Source organism: Chryseobacterium lactis, assembly GCF_003815875.1.
Lineage (GTDB): Bacteria > Bacteroidota > Bacteroidia > Flavobacteriales > Weeksellaceae > Chryseobacterium > Chryseobacterium lactis.
The window spans coordinates 544,745-561,954 of the sequence record NZ_CP033924.1; the positions used below are offsets into that span (position 1 = coordinate 544,745).

At 31.5% G+C, this 17,210-nt stretch carries 12 protein-coding genes; 5 read left to right on the forward strand and 7 right to left on the reverse strand.

Annotated elements, in window-relative coordinates:
- A complete protein-coding gene (locus EG342_RS02400) occupies positions 1-465 on the forward strand; it encodes a hypothetical protein (protein ID WP_103291882.1) in 465 nt (154 codons plus the stop codon).
- Between the two features lie 11 nt (positions 466-476).
- On the forward strand, positions 477-914 hold the full coding sequence (locus tag EG342_RS02405) for a DUF4844 domain-containing protein (RefSeq protein ID WP_103291881.1): 438 nt from the start codon (positions 477-479) through the stop codon (positions 912-914).
- 84 nt (positions 915-998) lie between these two features.
- Here the strand turns inward: EG342_RS02405 and EG342_RS02410 are convergent, their stop codons facing one another.
- The 7 genes from EG342_RS02410 to EG342_RS02440 form a co-directional block, all read right to left on the reverse strand.
- A complete protein-coding gene (locus tag EG342_RS02410) occupies positions 999-1,259 on the reverse strand; it encodes a hypothetical protein (protein ID WP_123868017.1) in 261 nt (86 codons plus the stop codon).
- Between the two features lie 71 nt (positions 1,260-1,330).
- Entirely contained in the window at positions 1,331-2,014 is a 684-nt protein-coding gene (locus EG342_RS02415; protein WP_103291879.1) for a hypothetical protein, read from the reverse strand.
- Between the two features lie 43 nt (positions 2,015-2,057).
- A complete protein-coding gene (locus tag EG342_RS02420) occupies positions 2,058-3,464 on the reverse strand; it encodes a hypothetical protein (protein ID WP_103291878.1) in 1,407 nt (468 codons plus the stop codon).
- A 239-nt stretch (positions 3,465-3,703) separates the two neighbouring features.
- Positions 3,704-4,564, reverse strand: coding sequence for a ParB/RepB/Spo0J family partition protein (locus tag EG342_RS02425; RefSeq protein WP_164465144.1), 861 nt, complete (start codon positions 4,562-4,564; stop codon positions 3,704-3,706).
- Positions 4,565-4,689: 125 nt separating this feature from the next.
- On the reverse strand, positions 4,690-4,965 hold the full coding sequence (locus tag EG342_RS02430; protein WP_103291876.1) for a helix-turn-helix domain-containing protein: 276 nt from the start codon (positions 4,963-4,965) through the stop codon (positions 4,690-4,692).
- A gap of 116 nt (positions 4,966-5,081) precedes the next feature.
- The gene (locus EG342_RS02435; RefSeq protein WP_103291875.1) at positions 5,082-6,560 is read right to left on the reverse strand and encodes a hypothetical protein; all 1,479 of its coding nucleotides are present in this window, start codon (positions 6,558-6,560) and stop codon (positions 5,082-5,084) included.
- Between the two features lies 1 nt (position 6,561).
- The gene (locus tag EG342_RS02440) at positions 6,562-7,851 is read right to left on the reverse strand and encodes a site-specific integrase (protein ID WP_103291874.1); all 1,290 of its coding nucleotides are present in this window, start codon (positions 7,849-7,851) and stop codon (positions 6,562-6,564) included.
- 835 nt (positions 7,852-8,686) lie between these two features.
- Between EG342_RS02440 and EG342_RS02445 the strand changes: the two genes are divergently transcribed.
- The 3 genes from EG342_RS02445 (at position 8,687) to EG342_RS02455 (ending at position 16,331) form a co-directional block, all read left to right on the forward strand.
- On the forward strand, positions 8,687-11,452 hold the full coding sequence (locus EG342_RS02445) for a hypothetical protein (protein WP_103291873.1): 2,766 nt from the start codon (positions 8,687-8,689) through the stop codon (positions 11,450-11,452).
- 79 nt (positions 11,453-11,531) lie between these two features.
- On the forward strand, positions 11,532-15,152 hold the full coding sequence (locus EG342_RS02450) for a DUF6443 domain-containing protein (RefSeq protein ID WP_103291872.1): 3,621 nt from the start codon (positions 11,532-11,534) through the stop codon (positions 15,150-15,152).
- A gap of 561 nt (positions 15,153-15,713) precedes the next feature.
- On the forward strand, positions 15,714-16,331 hold the full coding sequence (locus EG342_RS02455) for a hypothetical protein (protein WP_103291870.1): 618 nt from the start codon (positions 15,714-15,716) through the stop codon (positions 16,329-16,331).
- Positions 16,332-17,210 lie beyond the last annotated feature (879 nt).

The window sequence follows — 17,210 nt, forward strand, 5'->3', positions numbered from 1 at the left end:
ATGAATTTTGCAATAGTACAACATACCGATACTAACTCTAATAAAAAATCTGATATAGTTCAAAATATATCAAACAATTTAGAAGAGTTATTAAAAAATAAAAACTATGGAAGTGATATAGAAACTTTTTTGATTGGATTTCTATGTGTAAAAACAAAGTCAGGATATGAAGATTGGTATAAAGAAAACAAACCTAAATACATTGATTATAAAAAAACTAAAAACCGTCTTACAGGAGAGGTGATGGAGATAGTCAAAAAATATGGCTATAATATTAAGTTTGATTATGAATTATATGACGAGTTTGTAAATGCTTCTGATGAAAATAGTAAATCAATATTTGTGAAAAAATTGTTAGAATCTTTTCGTCATTTAGACAAACTCCCAAAAAAAATTCAAGATTTTGATAAAGAAAGATTTAAAACAGATGTTGAAAATTTCTTTAAAGAAAAAGGTGTAATCTAAATCAAAATAAATTGACAAAAATATTTAACAAAAGTTTGGCATATAGATTTATTGTATTGTCTTTAATTACACTAACTACTTATGCCTGTAATAAAAGCTCTGACAAAACAATGAATGAAATTCAAAACCTAAAAAAATTAAAGACAGAACCTAAATTTGTTTCAAATGGTCTGTATACGGGACTTGAAAATAAATCGAATGAAAAATCTTTATCAGATTTATTGGATAACATTATTGATGATTTTTCAAAAGGTGCAGAAAATAATTTCACTGATGAACAGTATCAGAATTTAATTAAAAAAAGTTTAATGAAATTTGATAGTTTTAACCTAGATACAGAGGATAGAGAATATATCTGTGGATATTTTGAAAAAATTATGGATGCAATTGGACTTGAAAGTTCAGGCGGTGCATTGAACGAATGGCTTTATGGATTTAAAATAGAATAATATTCGCTTGTTGACACTAAAAGTTTTTAATAACATAATGATTGGCTCTACTGTAATAGTAAAGCCAATTATGTTTTTTATCGCTTAGGCTTGTTTAGAATAAATGTAGTAAGCTGATGGCTCTGGTTCTTCCTCTTTGGGAGGTTGCTTTATATCAAGTTTTTTAGTTCCTTTGGGTTTATCATCCTTTGAATTAAAGGATTGAGGACATTTTGAGCCTGGCAACTGAAAACAACGGAACTTAAATTCATATAAATGTTTAGAATCCGAATTTAAAGAATCTTTTTTCTCTTGCCCAAAAGATAAACAATACAGAAAAATAGGGAAAATATAAAGTTTTTTCATAATCTCAACTTGTTCTGCAAAATACGCAAAATCCTCAAATAAGCCAATCATTTTAAAGCACTAGCTAAAAATCACTCAATATATTTATCCAAGTAAATATTAGTTAATGTCCTTACCAATCTGTTTCTATTCTTTATATATTGCTTTACAAAACCTTTCACCAAGAAAATATCAACAATAATTATCGTAAATCCTATTAGGAGTAAAACAGAAATTAGAATCCTTGAACCATCATAAAAATCTTGCATATTTGACGAATAATCTAAAAACTTAGATAAAAAGCTACCTGTAATAATTGAAATTGTTATTACTACTGTTTGAACTGAAAGCCCGTAAGAATATTTGTTTTGTTGTGTAGAAAGTTTATCAATCAGAAAAAGCAAATTATCTTTTTTAGTCAGAGTATTTCCCAATAAATTAAATAGTTCCTGTTTTTGTATTTCCAAAAAGGAATCATAATTATACTTGTTATTATCATTCAAAGCATAGCTGTAATAGGTTCTAATGACGACTTCAACTCGTCCTATCATATAATTGATAGAAACAACACTAAAGAACACCATAAGAGGAAAAGTCAAAAGAATCCATAAATCCCTTTGACAGAATAAGAGTATAAAGGATGCTACCGTTGGTATTAATGGCGGAATAATAATACGAACCCACCATTTAAACTTGAATTTTTTGTAGACTAAATTGTAAATAGAAATCTTGTCATTGTAACTACTAATTTTTTCAATGTGATGTTTTTCACTCATAATATTTATTTTAGAGTGTAAATATATTAATCACAATAAAACCCTACTTCCAAACCTTTTGGGTCATATTTGGAGCATAACCAATTTCACGCATAAATATTTCATGCATCAATTCATAAACTTGGTCTAAATCTGATTCTTTTACGACCAAACAATCATGAAGTGTAAACAGTGGAATTTTGCGTTTAAATTTATTATTAATCTCACGTGCAATAATATTCAGCATAAAATGAGACTCTAATTGAAACAGCATAAAAGAAAGTTTTTTATGTCGTTTAGACTTCTTAAAATCCCTAAATTTCGCCTGTTTAAACTTTTTGACAACATCATGTATACTTGGGAAATGGCGGTAAAAAACAGATTGTTCCTGTTCATAATACTTAGTATTTGCAAAGAGCATTGATAATAATCTTCGTTTACTGTATTTTTTTAATTCGTCCGTATCTCCGTCAAAAGGTCTTTGGAACATATTTTCAAAATTTGATTCAAAATTATCTAAGTTCATAAAATCATCCATAAAAAACTCATAAAGTCGGTTATTCTGAATCAACCCTGCGAAATCCGCTATCTCCCTGATAGAAGGGATTACCGAAGATTCCGCTAACATATAATGATATAGTATGTCTTCACTGTACGGTAACTGTGCGTATAGTACGGCATCCTTAGCGGATATAGCTGTATCCGTATCTGTGGGAATAGAGAGAACATAAGACAGAAAGAATGGAATTGAGGACGATAAATCGACTTCCGCCAGACTTTCACCGTCATATTTTAGATATTTTCTGCAAGTCTTAGGAAACTGTGTGATTGCGGTATGTAATCTCCCGTCCGTTTTAGGCTTATGCCAGAAAGGAAAGTAACCATTTTTAAAATTCATAATCCTGACAGCATTTTTAAGATACTTCGCATAATTTCCAGTCTGCTGATACTTAAGATAAAGTTCATTTAAAGCTAGTTCAGCATCAAATTCAAAACGGCTAATATCAAAGTAGTTAATTGTAAAATTGAAACGTTTTCGGACTATGTTATCAATTTGAGGCTTGTCATATTTTATGATATTATCTATAAGGTCTTCTTCAGTAATACAAACGAGTTTTAGTTCACCATCACCCCAATAGTACTCAGGCAGATTATAAGAATAACATTTATCTTCTTCATAATTTTTTCTAAACAACATCCGACCTTCACCTGAAAAATCTTTATACAGGTAATCTAAATGTTTTTTTGAATCTTTGTAAATAGATTGATTGATTTGTGAACATCGAGGTATAAAAAATTTGGTTGAAGACGGCAAATCATTCTTTTTTTGATTCTGATAAGATGATTCTTTAATAAGCTCGGAGATAAAATAAAGACAATAATCGTTGCTCAATTCAAAATCAGGCGGAAATTTAGACAGTCTTTGCTCAAGAGTCAGACTTTTAGGTATTAAGATATAACGTTCGCTCATAATTATGTTATAAAAAGGCATAACAAGGGCTGTACACAGCTTTTTTTTGCAATGTCTTGGGGATTTTGTTATTGAAAATGTTTTAGTTGATTTTTGGGACGTTTAGGGGCTTAATTTATGTACACAGAGTTATTATACGGCATAATAATAAAAAGATGTTTTTTACCCGTTCGCAGTGTCTGTGCGGTGTAACAGGAAAAAGATTCTGTGGTTACAGCCTTGTATCTTTAGAGATAAGGCTAAATCTCTAATATGAAAAGCTTATATTTAGCACCTGGTTGTTGAGATATGAAATCTTTCACTTTAGTTTCATCTTTAGCTACAATAAAATATTCAATTTCATTATTTACTAAAAGATGTCTGCCTGTATTAATATCATTTGCATATTTTTCAACAGAAATTTCAGTCTGCAAATTTTCTAATTCTGGCTCTTGTTGCACATCTTCTTGAATATCTGTTTTTACATCAGGATTCAGACTCTTCTTTTTTCGACTATTTTGTGTCTGCATATATGCTGATGTAATGCTTACATCTCCCTTTATCATTTTTGCCCTAATTTTATCAGACCCATTTTTTATAACCTTTCTGTATCTGGCAACTGTTGCTTTACTAACATCGGCAAGCTTGGCTATTTCTAAAATAGTATCTATTTTATCATCTATAGTCTCACCTTTGCCTGCTTTGACAAGATTTTCTTTTGCCCTTTTTTCAATAGTTTCTTCATATAAACATGCTAGCTGCAATCTTTCTATTGGTGTAAGATTTCTTCTTTGGCATTGATTTTTAAACATCCAAAACTGAATATCTTCCAGACATTTAAAATCTTCTCGAATTTCTTTTGTCGGTATATCTGTTATTTTAAGCTCAATACAAGCTTTTAAACGCACATGACCGTCAATAACGAGTTTGATTCCGTTTGCAGTGGTATAAAATAAAATCGGGTCATTAATTCCGTTTTTTTCAATATCTTCTTTTAACTGGCTATATCTATTTAAATCTGTAATAGTAAGATAGGATTGTAGTTCCGAAATAGTTGTTAAATCATTGTAGTGATATTGTACATTATAGCTTTGACCTAATAATTGAATTGTATTTGACATGATAATTGTTATTTTAAATTTAGCACAAGAGATACACACACAATACTCGACTGTGCTTTGATTAAACATTAAAAGTGTGGTAAATGATTAAGAAATAATTGGATTGATAAGAATTTCTCGCTGTATTAAGAAACTTGTTTCAGTTTTGAAAATACTTCATCTTTTGAGTAATACACTCTGTTGCCGATTTTGGTATTTTTTAATGTACCATCATTATTCCAATGGAATAAAGTCGTTAGACTTACATTTAAAAGCTTTGCTGTTTCTTCACGAGTATAAAACTCTTTTTCCTCTGATTGTGTAGGAATGATTTTTTCTAATTCTTCCCTAACTAGTTTTTGAATAAACTGACCAAAAGATTCTATATCTATTTGCATCAATTGAATGGCTGAATTTGTCATAATTTTTTGTGTTATTATTATGATGCAAAGTTTCAAATAGGGAAAACAGGGAAAAAATAGGGAAAAAACTTTTTACTTAACTTGATATAACCACATGATTATCAGTAATAAAAATTTCAATATTTTTTAATCTCAGGAATTGCTTTTAGTTTTTCCCTACTAATTCCTAATGAATATTCAATCTCTGATAAGAAAAGTTCTGTCTTTTTTAATGTAAATGGATAATCTTTGTGCTCAGAATTATTAATATTAATATAATTTTTAAGGAACTGCTGTTTATTTTCTCTTTTGTTCTGAGAGTTAAACTTAATTATAGGCTCAAACGAAACAATTGAATCAAATATAATTCCTTCAACTTCTGTAAAATAATCGAAAACGTGGAAAAAATAACAAATTCTAAAAAAGTAAATATCACGCGCTGTATTGAGGCTTTTTATATCTAATGAATTGTACCTATTCTCTGATAAAATATTTAAAATAATATTTATCTCACGAGTTGTAAAGTTTTTTCTTTTTAGATACTGTATGAAATTTTCTTTTTCCTTGATAAAGTAAGTGAAGTTTTCGCTTAAACTTTCTTCGTCTGAATCTTCATCCTCACCATATAATTTCAAATTTAGATATTTTAATTTCATTCCATATAAACAATGTTCATCGTCTAATTCTAAATAATTATATTGATAGATATTATTTAGATATGTAAACTGAAAAATACCTGAATCTTTCAGTATATTTAGATAATTCCACAATGTATCATAAAATATGACTAGCGGCATTGTTTCTTCAAAAACACCGTCTAATTGTGGGGTATCAAATGAATGTTTATAGCATAAAGTTTCATTTTCGGATATTAGAGTTTCTAAGTATTTACTACTGGTTGAAACTTCATTAATTAAAGGCGAATTTGTAAGAGCATCAATTTCTCTCACAAAACGTCTCATTTTATTACTTGTCTTTTGGTCTAAAAAATGAATTTGCGAAGCATAATAACTGATATACGTGTTCGGAAATATATAGCGTAGTGAAATAAAATCTTCAAAATCTTCTTTTAAGGATGCTAGTTTAATTCTATAATTTTCTTCTTCAAAAAGGTCTCTTTCTTGGCTTTCATCATCATAAATCCCCTCTTCTATTATATAGTAATTGACTTCATATAATATATCTTCTATCTCTTCCGTTGTATACAGGTCTAGTAAAGTATTTACTTCACTAAAATCTACATACTCGAAATCCTCACGAATTATCTCGTCTATATCTAAAAAATAATGTAGGTATTCAAAATAATCTTTTATTATATCAGTACAGCCTTGTTTCTCGTGAAACAACCCTTTCCAATGGAAAGTAAACATATCTTCTGATGAATAACGAATAAATTTTCTTTCATTTTCATCGGTAATATCAGGATAATACTGTTTAATATTCTTTTTGATTTGCTCTATTGAACTGTAATTTTCAGCTTTATTCACTAAGTTATAATCCTGAAAGAAAAAACCACCAATACCATGTAAATTATATGGTAAGTTTGCTGTAACCGCATATACAATAAAATCAAGCGTTACACCTGATTTTGTATTAACATCTATATGTTTTTTCATATTAGTACCCTAAACTATTAAAAATATTTGCAGTTGACTTGGCTTTCTCGACTTCTGTTTTGTTGATATATGCCAATAACTGCCTTTCTGTAGTGTGTCCTGTAAAATTAAGCAAATAAGTTGTAGGAATTTTTTCATAGAAATTTGAAGCAAAACTTTTACGCCCAATATGAGAAGTAACCAATTCGTATTTCGGAAATTCCCCAAAAACCTTTCGGGTAATTTTGGGCTTTCCTTTTCGCTCTATTGACATTACTTTTCCGTTATAAATCATTTCGTCAATATTAGCAATTTTACAGACTTCCTTGATATAAAGATTAAATTTCACATCTGATATTTTTCGTGGAAACTCCCCATCCCTTTTATCTAAAATCTCCTGCACTTTCTTTAGTAAAGGGATTTTCATTTTAGCTCCTGTTTTTTGCTGTATAAATTCTAAATACTTTTGACTTTCAGCATCCTCCACAATCATAGAGGAAGTAAATCTTAAATAATCGCTTACACGTTGGGCTGTATAGCAAGCAACTAAAAGCCAGTCTCTAGCGTTATCCAAATAGTCATGGGGCATTTCTGCTTGTTCAATCTTATTAAGTTCGTCAAATGTTAAATATATTGACTTCGGGTCATTCCTTGTTACTTTTTCGACTTCAAACTTCCAATTCTTAGTGTGTTTATGTACTTCAATATCAAAAGATTCTGCTACAGTACACACCATTTTTAAGAACTTTAAATTTTTGTAAGTATTTGAAACTTTATAAACCTCGTTTTGGCAATATTTTTCAAAATCAATTCTGAAATTATTATCTAAATCCTTAAATTTCAAATTCCTGAAAGTCTTTTTACTTTTACTATCCGTATATCTTTGTAATAATTGTTTTACTACGTTCGCTTTTTTAACAGTAGATTCTGTAATACTATCTTTTTTAAGGGAAATATAAATATCTATGAAAGAAACAACATCATCCGAATAACTTGCTTTTTCAACTTTTAAGCTTTTATGCTCAATGATTGATTTTAGCCACTCTTTCAAATCTAGTTCGGGCTTATCCTCCGTATAACTGGAAATAATATTTGCTTCCAATTGTGTTAAACGTGTGTTAATAGTTTCTGTATCGTCTTTGTGCATTTTTTTAGAAGGTATTTTGCACTTACCATCTTTCCAGTCTTTCGGTTTACAGTTCAGATATGGAACAGGTACACGAATATCAATATCTCTATCTCTGAACTTTGCCCAAATTGTACTTTCCTTATCTGCTACTTTTCCTCTAATAAAAAAACTTACTGATGCCATAATTAAAATGATTCAAATTTAAAGTTGTACCCAAAGTTGTACCCAAAAAATTCAAATATAGTTTAATTTCGATAAATTCAATTTAATTAAAAACATTTTAAACGCTTTAATACAGAGCATTTATAAATTAATTAAGATTTTAACAGATTTAAAAAGATAGAGCCTCCAACTCCACTAAGGGTTAACCTTAAAAATTTAAAAACCTCTATACCAGAAGTATAGAGGTTTTTTATTAATTAAACGACGCAATACTGACAGCAGCATCATTTTTTTTACCCTCAATCATTAATTTCCTGTTTTCCTCCTACCTTTTCTAAAAAATTCAAATTTATAAGATAACACGACAGGCTTTGTCGCTTTGTAGAAATATCTTGCGCAGTAGAAAATTAAAGATAGGATAAATGAGTAATAAAATTCACATTAAATATCACTAATTGCGGTTCAAAAAATCACCAAGAAATGTTAAGTTTGCAAAATTGTAATAATAAAAACTAATATTAACTTTTAAACACAAATAGATGAGAAAACTCTACATGAGTGCATTTACTACGTGCATAACCCTGAGCTTCGCGCAGGAACCGGTTTGACAAAAGGATATGAGATCCGAAACAAAGGATTCTTTTATCACAAACCACCACAACAATTAATCAGCAGCATCTTACAACAAGGGAGTTCAATTCGATATACAAAGCTTTCTACGAATAACAAACAAAGCAATTGCAAAGTTTGAGAACAAAGTATAAGATAATGAAGACCAAAATTCAGTACGCTTATATGATTGTTATTAAAATGCATACTAATAAAGGCTAACGCCAAATTAATTTAAAAATAACCAATGAAAAAAATCTTTTTATTGTTGATCTCTTTCTTGATAAGCAATACATTTTATAGCCAAAATTCAGCATTCAATGCAGGAGTTACACAACCTGTCCCTACTGCATCATCATTAGCAACATATAATAATAATCCAGTTTCTATACAAACAGGAATTCCTAATATATCATATCCCTTATTTAACATTCCGACAAATAATAAACTAGTAAATATTAGCTTAGGATTAAACTATCATGCCGGAAATACTTTCCTTGATCAATGGACCAGTAATGTAGGTAAAGGATGGTCAATGCTTGGACAAGGAGTTATTTCCAGAGAAGTTATAGGAGATTTTGATGAAAGCTTTAATAGCTCAATCTTTTCTCCCCAGTATAAAAAAAATGCATATAATGACATTTATAATTTCAGTATTCCGGGAGAATCAGGAAAATTCAAAATAAAAAAGGATAGCATTACCAATACTTTTGAAATTGTAAAATTATCAGATTACACTTCTATTATAAAGATTAATAGACCTCTTAATATATCAGGCCTACTTGTAGATTCTTATACTATAACAAATAGCCTGGGCATTACATATGAGTTTAAAACATATGATATTTCCCCAATGAGAGTACTGGCTGGGATTAATCCAAATACAGGAAATATATATGCGGACTTAACGTATAGAAGTGCATATTATTTAACTTCAATAATTGATGAAAACAATAAGGAAATTGTAAAATACAATTACTTAAATAATATTACCTATGTCATAGGACATCCGACTACCGTAGAATCTGAAAATCACAGACTTTCAAGTATAGAAATAAAAGATAAGGGAACAATAACTATTAATTATTCTGAAAAGGCAGGCATAGATAATAAAAATGACAAATTTGGTATTGATAATATTGTCTTAAAAAATTCCGATAATCTTTTTATAAAAAAATATACGTTCGAATATTCATATCCTGTATATAGAAACTTAAATTCATTTAGTCAGGTGAATAGCACTGGAGAGATTATTGAAAAATATAAGTTTGATTATAAAGATCTGTTCAGTGGTATTGAAAACGATATTATTAACTCAAATGTATTGCATAGAGTTCATTTGCCATCAGGTGGTGCTATTGAATATAATTTTGACCTCCCTCCTTACTATTATACTATTGTAAATACCAAACCTGGTCTTGGTGATTTGTATGATGATGTAAGTTTTACAAATTCTGAAGGAAAGAAGTTTTTTTTAACAATTAATGAGCCTAAAGAAATTACCATCGACGCATCAGATGTTGGCGTACTCAATGGCCGCAGTTGGGGAATTAACATTTATAAAAAGGAAGGAAACAGTTTTCAGATAGCGCATGTTTTGGGAGTATTAATAGGAGCAACAGATCCGGATACAGAATATAACTTAATACAGGTCAGAAACTTCCAGCCCGGAGAATACTATATTGAACTTTTTTATGCCGGCATTGTTCACTTACAGAAGCCTATAGTTATTCATGCATTTACGATGGATGGTCCACCGATTAAAGAAGAAGTTAAAGTGGAATTAAAAGGAGGAGTACCTCGTATTAAAAATATTAAGTATTTTGATTTAGCGGCTGCTAATATTACCACTTCATCTGTTGCATCACGGATAGAAGAATATGATTATAATTTTTTTAATGACCCTACAAAATCAAGTCAATATTTTGTAGACGGTGGTTCTGTAAATGATGGAATGACCGCAGCTGCGCCAAGTATGCTTTATAAAAATGTAAAGGTTTCTCAGGGTAACAATACAGGCTATACCAAATATTACTTCAGAACACCTGAAGAGGATACGCCTGCTATTGGAAATTTTTGGCCAAACTATAATTTAACAAGGGGAGGTTTACCCGAGAAGACTGAAGTTTACAATGCTTCCAATCAGAAAGTATCAGAAGATATTTACGATTATACAATCCAGGATTTTGACGGGCCTGAATATTATCTGTCGGGCGGAGCTTTCAAAGTAAAAACAGTCTGGACAAAAGAAGATAAAGTTACTTCGAGAAACTACTTCGATTCGGGAGTTGCAGAGACTAAAAAAGAAGTCATTAAAAATGCTAATAACTATGCGCCGAACCTGGAAAGGGTAACTTCTTTTGACGGAAGTATCCAGGAGACAACCTATCAATACGCCCTGGATAAAAATAATCAAAAATTGATTACTGCCAACATGATCGGAATTCCTTTGGAAACCACTTCTTTAGTAAAGAAAAATGCTTCTGATGCAGGAAAATTAATCGCAAAGTCTGAAACAAAATATGATAATGCGGCTAATAAACTCCCTTCTTCTGCTCTTTCCTATGATTCTCAAAATATATTGGCTTCTGAAGTCATCTTCAATCAATATGATGAAAAAGGAAACCTGGAGCAGTATACCACCAAGGATGGGCTTACTGTTTCCATAGTTTGGGGATATCACAAAACCCAGCCTATTGCTAAAATTGAAGGTGCAGCATACGGCCAGGTTGCTCCTTATATTGCTGATATTGTTGTCAAATCTGATGGTGATGTGAATGAGGCAACGGAAAAAAGCTTTCAGGAAGCTCTTGATACATTCAGAAACAATTCCAATCTTGTCAGTTACCAGATTACCACCTTCGTATATGATCCTCTGGTTGGTATGAAAAGCATGACACCACCTTCCGGAATCCGTGAGTTGTACAAGTATGACAACGCCAACAGACTGGATCAGGTTGTTGATGAAAATGGAAAAGTTCTAAAAAAATATAAATACAACTACAAACAATAATTCATGAGTAATAAGTAATGGGTAATGAGTAATTATTTTACCGATGTTCCCATAGTTTATCTCTTAACTGTTATCAATTATGAAAAAGATATTAAATATATTCAGCATATTGTTTGTAGCGGTATTATTCAATGCACAAACAACCACAGAAAACTATATACAAAGTACAACCTGCCTGGATGCAGACTGCATAAAAAAAGCAGAAACCGTCCAGTATTTTGACTTTTTGGGAAGACCTAAACAGGTCATCAATGTGAAATCTTCTCCTACAGGAAAAGATATAGTTACCCCAATTGTTTATGATGACCTGGGAAGACAGACCAAAGGTTATCTTCCTATTCCACAATCGGGAACACAGAACGGAGACCTTTACACATCTCCTTTAAATAACGCCTCTTCCATATACGGAGCAGAAAAGATCTATTCCGAAAAAATATTGGATAACTCTCCTTTGGAAAGGGTTTTACAGCAAAAACAGGTAGGAAATGACTGGAATAGCAAGTCCGTTGCTTTTGGCTATGACCTTAACAATTCTCCTGATCATGTCAAAAAATATGATCTTGTTACCGCATGGAATCCTACAGAAAAGCTCTATAATAATACTCTCCAGCCGGCTTCAGAATATCAGGCGGGCCAACTGATCAAGAATTCGGTTACTGATGAAGACGGAAATACAACCGTAGAGTTTAAAGACGGTTCAGGACAAACAGTGTTGATCAGAAAAGTAATGAGTACTTCTCGAAATGCAGATACCTATTATGTTTACAATGATTATAAACTCCTTACCTATGTAATTCCTCCGCTGGCTTCTTCAGGAACTCTGGATGCTGCTGTAATAGACAACCTTTGCTATCAATACAAATATGACAGTAAAAACAGACTGGTAGAAAAGAAACTTCCCGGAAAAGGCTGGGAGTATATGGTGTATGATAAACAGGACAGATTGGTTCTTTCTCAGGATGCCCTGTTAGGGATAACCACTAATAGTTTCGCTGCCAAAGGATGGATGTTTTCCAAATATGATCAATTCGGAAGAGTGGCCTATACAGGCTTCTTTGCCAACACCGCAACCAGGATTGCTATGCAGAATGCCGTTAATAGCATGACTGCCAATCCCGGGAACAATGAAAAAAGGGATGACACCACTCCTATTGTACAAAATGGGGAAAATATTTATTACACTAAAACGGCATTTCCTACAGGAAGTATGACCATCCTGTCAGTTAATTATTATGACACTTATCCCACACTTCCTGCAGGTGCAGAAGTTCCTTCATCTGTCATAGGCCAAAATACATTGAAACAACCGGGACAAAGCACAAGTTCTAAAAACACAAAAAGCCTTCCGTTGGCTTCGTATGTGAGAAATATCGAGGATAATAACTGGACAAAAAACTACAATTATTATGATGAAAAAGGAAGAGCAATCGGAACCTCCTCTATCAATCATTTGGGAGGTTATACCAAGACAGAATCTGAACTGGATTTTGTAGGATTGGCAAAACAAACCAGGGTTTATCATAAAAGATTAATATCGGATACCGAAAAAGTGATCACCCAGACTTTTACTTATGACAGCCAAAACAGAATGATTATTCATAAGCACAAGGTTGACAATAACCCCGAAGAGGTACTGGCTCAAAATGAATACAACGAACTTTCACAATTGAAAAATAAGAAAGTAGGAGGAACAGATACTGCGTCTCCCCTTCAAAGCATAGATTACACCTATAATATCCGGGGATGGCTGACGAGAATTAACGACCCTTCGAATCTTAACGGTAAACTCTTCGGGTACGAAATGAGATATACCAACCCTATTAATACCCAAGTTGCACCGGGAAGATTTAATGGAAATATCACAGAAGTTGATTGGAACAACGCTTCAGAAAATGTTTTGAAAAGATATAATTATTCTTATGACAACCTCAACAGGCTGCAAGATGCTATTTATTCTGAACCTAATGCTACCAATCCGTTTAATAATAACTTCAATGAAAACTTAACCTATGACCTGAACGGAAATATCAAAACCCTGAAAAGAAATGCCTTCCCGATAACCGGAAATACGGCAACTCAGGTAGATGATCTGGTGTACAATTATACCGGAAACCGTCTGAACAGAGTAGTAGAAAATGCATTGAATACTACAGGTTATGAAGGTGGCAACAATCTCATCGATTATGACCTGAACGGGAATATGATCAACATGAAGGATAAAGGCATCCAGTCTATTAATTACAATTATCTGAATCTTCCCAATCAGCTTAATATTAGTCATAGTGGAGGTAATTTGGGATTTAATTTTAACATCAGTATAAACCATTTATATCGGGCAGACGGAACGAAGTTGAGAAAAACCTATTACAGCGCTAGGTCAGGAGATGTGGGAACCACTACGACAACAGATTATCTTGATGGCTTCCAGTATAGGCTTTTTGATAACGGTATGGGAACTCTATGCCTGTCATGTAAAACCAATTCTGCTTATGAAGAGCAGGCTTATAAAGCAGCTTCTATACCTCTTCCCGGAAAACCAGTATGGACATTGGATTTTGTAGCTACAGCAGAAGGCTTTTACAGTTTCACGGAAAACCGCTATATTTACCAGTACAACGACCATCTGGGAAATACCAGGGTAAGTTTTGCCAAAAACAGCGCAGGCGTTCTTCAGACAATAGACACCAATAACTATTATCCTTTTGGGCTCAATCATATTGGGGGAACTCAGTCTTCTAAATTTACAAGCTTCTATTCTTATAAGTACAATGGAAAAGAGCTTCAGGAAACAGGTTTCTTTGATTATGGATGGAGACAATATATGCCGGATTTGGGAAGATGGAACAGCATGGATCAGCTTTCTGAAAAATATCTCTCCACAAGTCCTTTTGCGTATGTTGCAGGCAACCCTGTATCACGATTTGATGTAGATGGAAGATGGTTCAGAGAAGACGGGAGTATTGATACCTCAGGAAGAACTCCAGGTTTTATGGGAGGTTCTTATAAGCCTTTTTATGCAACCGGTTATCCTGAACAAGGTAACGTGGGTAATGGAAATTATACTGCTTTTGGAAAAACACAGGCCTATACTGATATTATGACGGCGTTTAGAAACGGAGGAACAGCAGAGTTAGTTAATCAGAATGGCACCTTAAAATGGTGGACAGATTATGATGATCCGAATACAGGGATTAAAGGTGTTGGTCAATTAAATATGTTGAAATTTACAGAAAATAGTTCCGTTTGGGGAAACCAAATACAGAGCCATTTTAGTTCTTATACGGAAAATTCCTTTAATTGGATTCAGAACCACCCAAGGGAAGTTACATCAATAGCCGGTATCATACAGGCTAGTTCTACAATAACTGAGAAGGGGTTGTCAAATTGGAATGCATCTTCAAGTATAGCGAAAAGTCGTATTTTTGCTGAGACTATCAGTACAAAACTACCTGTTTCTGCTAAGGCATTGGGGAATGCTTCCAAAGTTCTTGGCGTTGCTGGAAAGGCAGTTGGTGTTTTAGGAATCGCAAACACTGTTTATCAATGGAATAAAGGTAACATTTCTGATACAAGGGCAATTGTTGATGGGGTAATGGGAGTTGCCGGCTTCTTTCCTGCCACAGCCTGGGTATCAATAGGCTATTTTGCAGGAATGACAATTTATGAGACTTACTATAATAATGGAAAACCAGCATTTTAAGATGATCAGATTTATAAGGTTATTATTTTATCATATTTATACGTTTTATTGTAGAAAAGAAGGAAAATCGATAGCAAAATTTTCCACATTTGCGGTTTTCTTAGTTATAATTGCCCTTCTAACAATAAGTATTCATGATTTATTTTGCCAATATTATGATAATAACTACACCTCACTTTCTGGAGGACTCTATATTTTAGTTTGGGTAATTACTGGTGTCTTTATCGCCTACTACTTGTACAGAGAAGGATTTCGGGATTTCAATGAATATTATGACATTAATAGAAAGTACTATTATTATTTTTTAATAATAGTACTATTTACTCTTTGTCTGGTAATTTATACAGGTAAAGTTAGTAGAAAAAGAATTTTTAAGCAAAGAGAAATAGAGAAAGAACGAGTTGAAAATAGAAAGAATAATATAAAGGTCAATTAGTAATAATAGTTTTTTGCCGGAATGGCAGTTTATGGAGTTGTAGACTATATGTTTGGAGTTAGCGATCAATTAGATAAGAGTATTGGCAGAAAGTCTACAATATGGTATCCATAAATAATTTTTAAATGAAACAATATAAATTAAAAAACTTTTCGGTAAAAAGACTGATGTTGTATATGTCTATTTCTTTTCTTTTAGTAATGCTATTTACAATATTAACTTCTATTTATTATAACCCCAAGATTTATCCTGCAATAGTACTTTTTATATTGACCAGTATTAGTTTTATATTGATAAAGAATAATTGTATAAATACATACAATATATCCTTAGATAATAATTATATTTATTTTAATAGTCGAAAAATTGATTTAATTGATATTTGTAATTATAATTTTAGTGAAACTGAACAATTTTATGGATGCAGATTAGTTTTTAAATCCTATAAAATTTTTTTAAATATTCCTAAAAAAGAAAGTGGTGATTATTTAGATTTCAAGGAAGATTTTATGGATATTATTAAATTTCAGAACAAAAATAGAAGTAACAATTTAATTGTCGAATACAGTTGGTATAATACAAAATTTGCTCAGATATACGGTTACGTGATGATTGGTATAATGATAATATGGTTTATGTTAATGATTTTGTTTCCTAATAAATTGAATATATCTAATTTGGGACTTTTTTTAATGGTTTCAGTTGGATTAAGCCCTATTATTTATAGGATTTTCAAAAAATAACACCATCTATTGTGTAGATTCCATCTATTTTATTAAAGTGATTTACAATCATACTAAAAACGAATGAAAACCACTGTAGCTACAGTGGTTTTTATCATTTCCATGTAAAAAAAACTGCTATATTTACCAGTACAACTACCATCTGGGAAAGAGCTTCAGGAAACAGGGTTCTTTGATTATGGATGGAGACAATATATGCCGGATTTGGGAAGATGGAACAGCATGGATCAGCTTTCTGAATAACATCTCCACAAGTGCATTTTCGTATATTTTAAAGGATTAGCTGATCAATCATTTTGGCATGGAGGTATGGTTTATTATATACAAAAACGGGAAAATAAGCTATATGTAAATGTTTTTGATAAATACACTGTGTCTTCTGGAATATCAAGAAATGACGAAGATTCCTTCAATAGAGGTAAGACAATTACACCATTAGAAACAACAACAATTAATATTCATTTTAATTATATGTGGATAAATACTAATAAAATTATGACAGTAAAAAAACTATATTTAATAGCTATTTTAACATGACTTCTAAACCAATCTTGTAATAAAATTTTTCCCGACAATATCAATGATTCTTCACTACATCAATTAAAAGATAGCATATATCTAGACCAAACTATGAAAGCAATCCTTATTATGGATAAAACGAGTAAAGATAGTTTTAAGGTGAAAAAAGTAATAGTAAATAAAATAGATAGTGTTTACATAAATACCGATAAAACTATAATTTATATAATTAATGACAAAAATGAATATATATCAGTAAGGCCTGATTTCAAAGTTGAGAAGCTAAGTCATAAACCAAATGTTATTTTCAATAGTATTAATAGTTTGTAATAGAATTACTGTCTTTCTTATATTTTACAT

Excerpts from the sequence above, each read along its gene's own strand:
- EG342_RS02455 (WP_103291870.1), top strand. The coding sequence starts at position 15,714 with ATGAAACAATATAAATTAAAAAACTTTTCGGTAAAAAGACTGATGTTG.
- EG342_RS02425 (WP_164465144.1), bottom strand. The coding sequence starts at position 4,564 with ATGTCAAATACAATTCAATTATTAGGTCAAAGCTATAATGTACAATAT.
- EG342_RS02440 (WP_103291874.1), bottom strand. The coding sequence starts at position 7,851 with ATGGCATCAGTAAGTTTTTTTATTAGAGGAAAAGTAGCAGATAAGGAA.
- EG342_RS02410 (WP_123868017.1), bottom strand. The coding sequence starts at position 1,259 with ATGAAAAAACTTTATATTTTCCCTATTTTTCTGTATTGTTTATCTTTT.
- EG342_RS02435 (WP_103291875.1), bottom strand. The coding sequence starts at position 6,560 with ATGAAAAAACATATAGATGTTAATACAAAATCAGGTGTAACGCTTGAT.
- EG342_RS02430 (WP_103291876.1), bottom strand. The coding sequence starts at position 4,965 with ATGACAAATTCAGCCATTCAATTGATGCAAATAGATATAGAATCTTTT.
- EG342_RS02445 (WP_103291873.1), top strand. The coding sequence starts at position 8,687 with ATGAAAAAAATCTTTTTATTGTTGATCTCTTTCTTGATAAGCAATACA.
- EG342_RS02420 (WP_103291878.1), bottom strand. The coding sequence starts at position 3,464 with ATGAGCGAACGTTATATCTTAATACCTAAAAGTCTGACTCTTGAGCAA.
- EG342_RS02400 (WP_103291882.1), top strand. The coding sequence starts at position 1 with ATGAATTTTGCAATAGTACAACATACCGATACTAACTCTAATAAAAAA.
- EG342_RS02415 (WP_103291879.1), bottom strand. The coding sequence starts at position 2,014 with ATGAGTGAAAAACATCACATTGAAAAAATTAGTAGTTACAATGACAAG.
- EG342_RS02450 (WP_103291872.1), top strand. The coding sequence starts at position 11,532 with ATGAAAAAGATATTAAATATATTCAGCATATTGTTTGTAGCGGTATTA.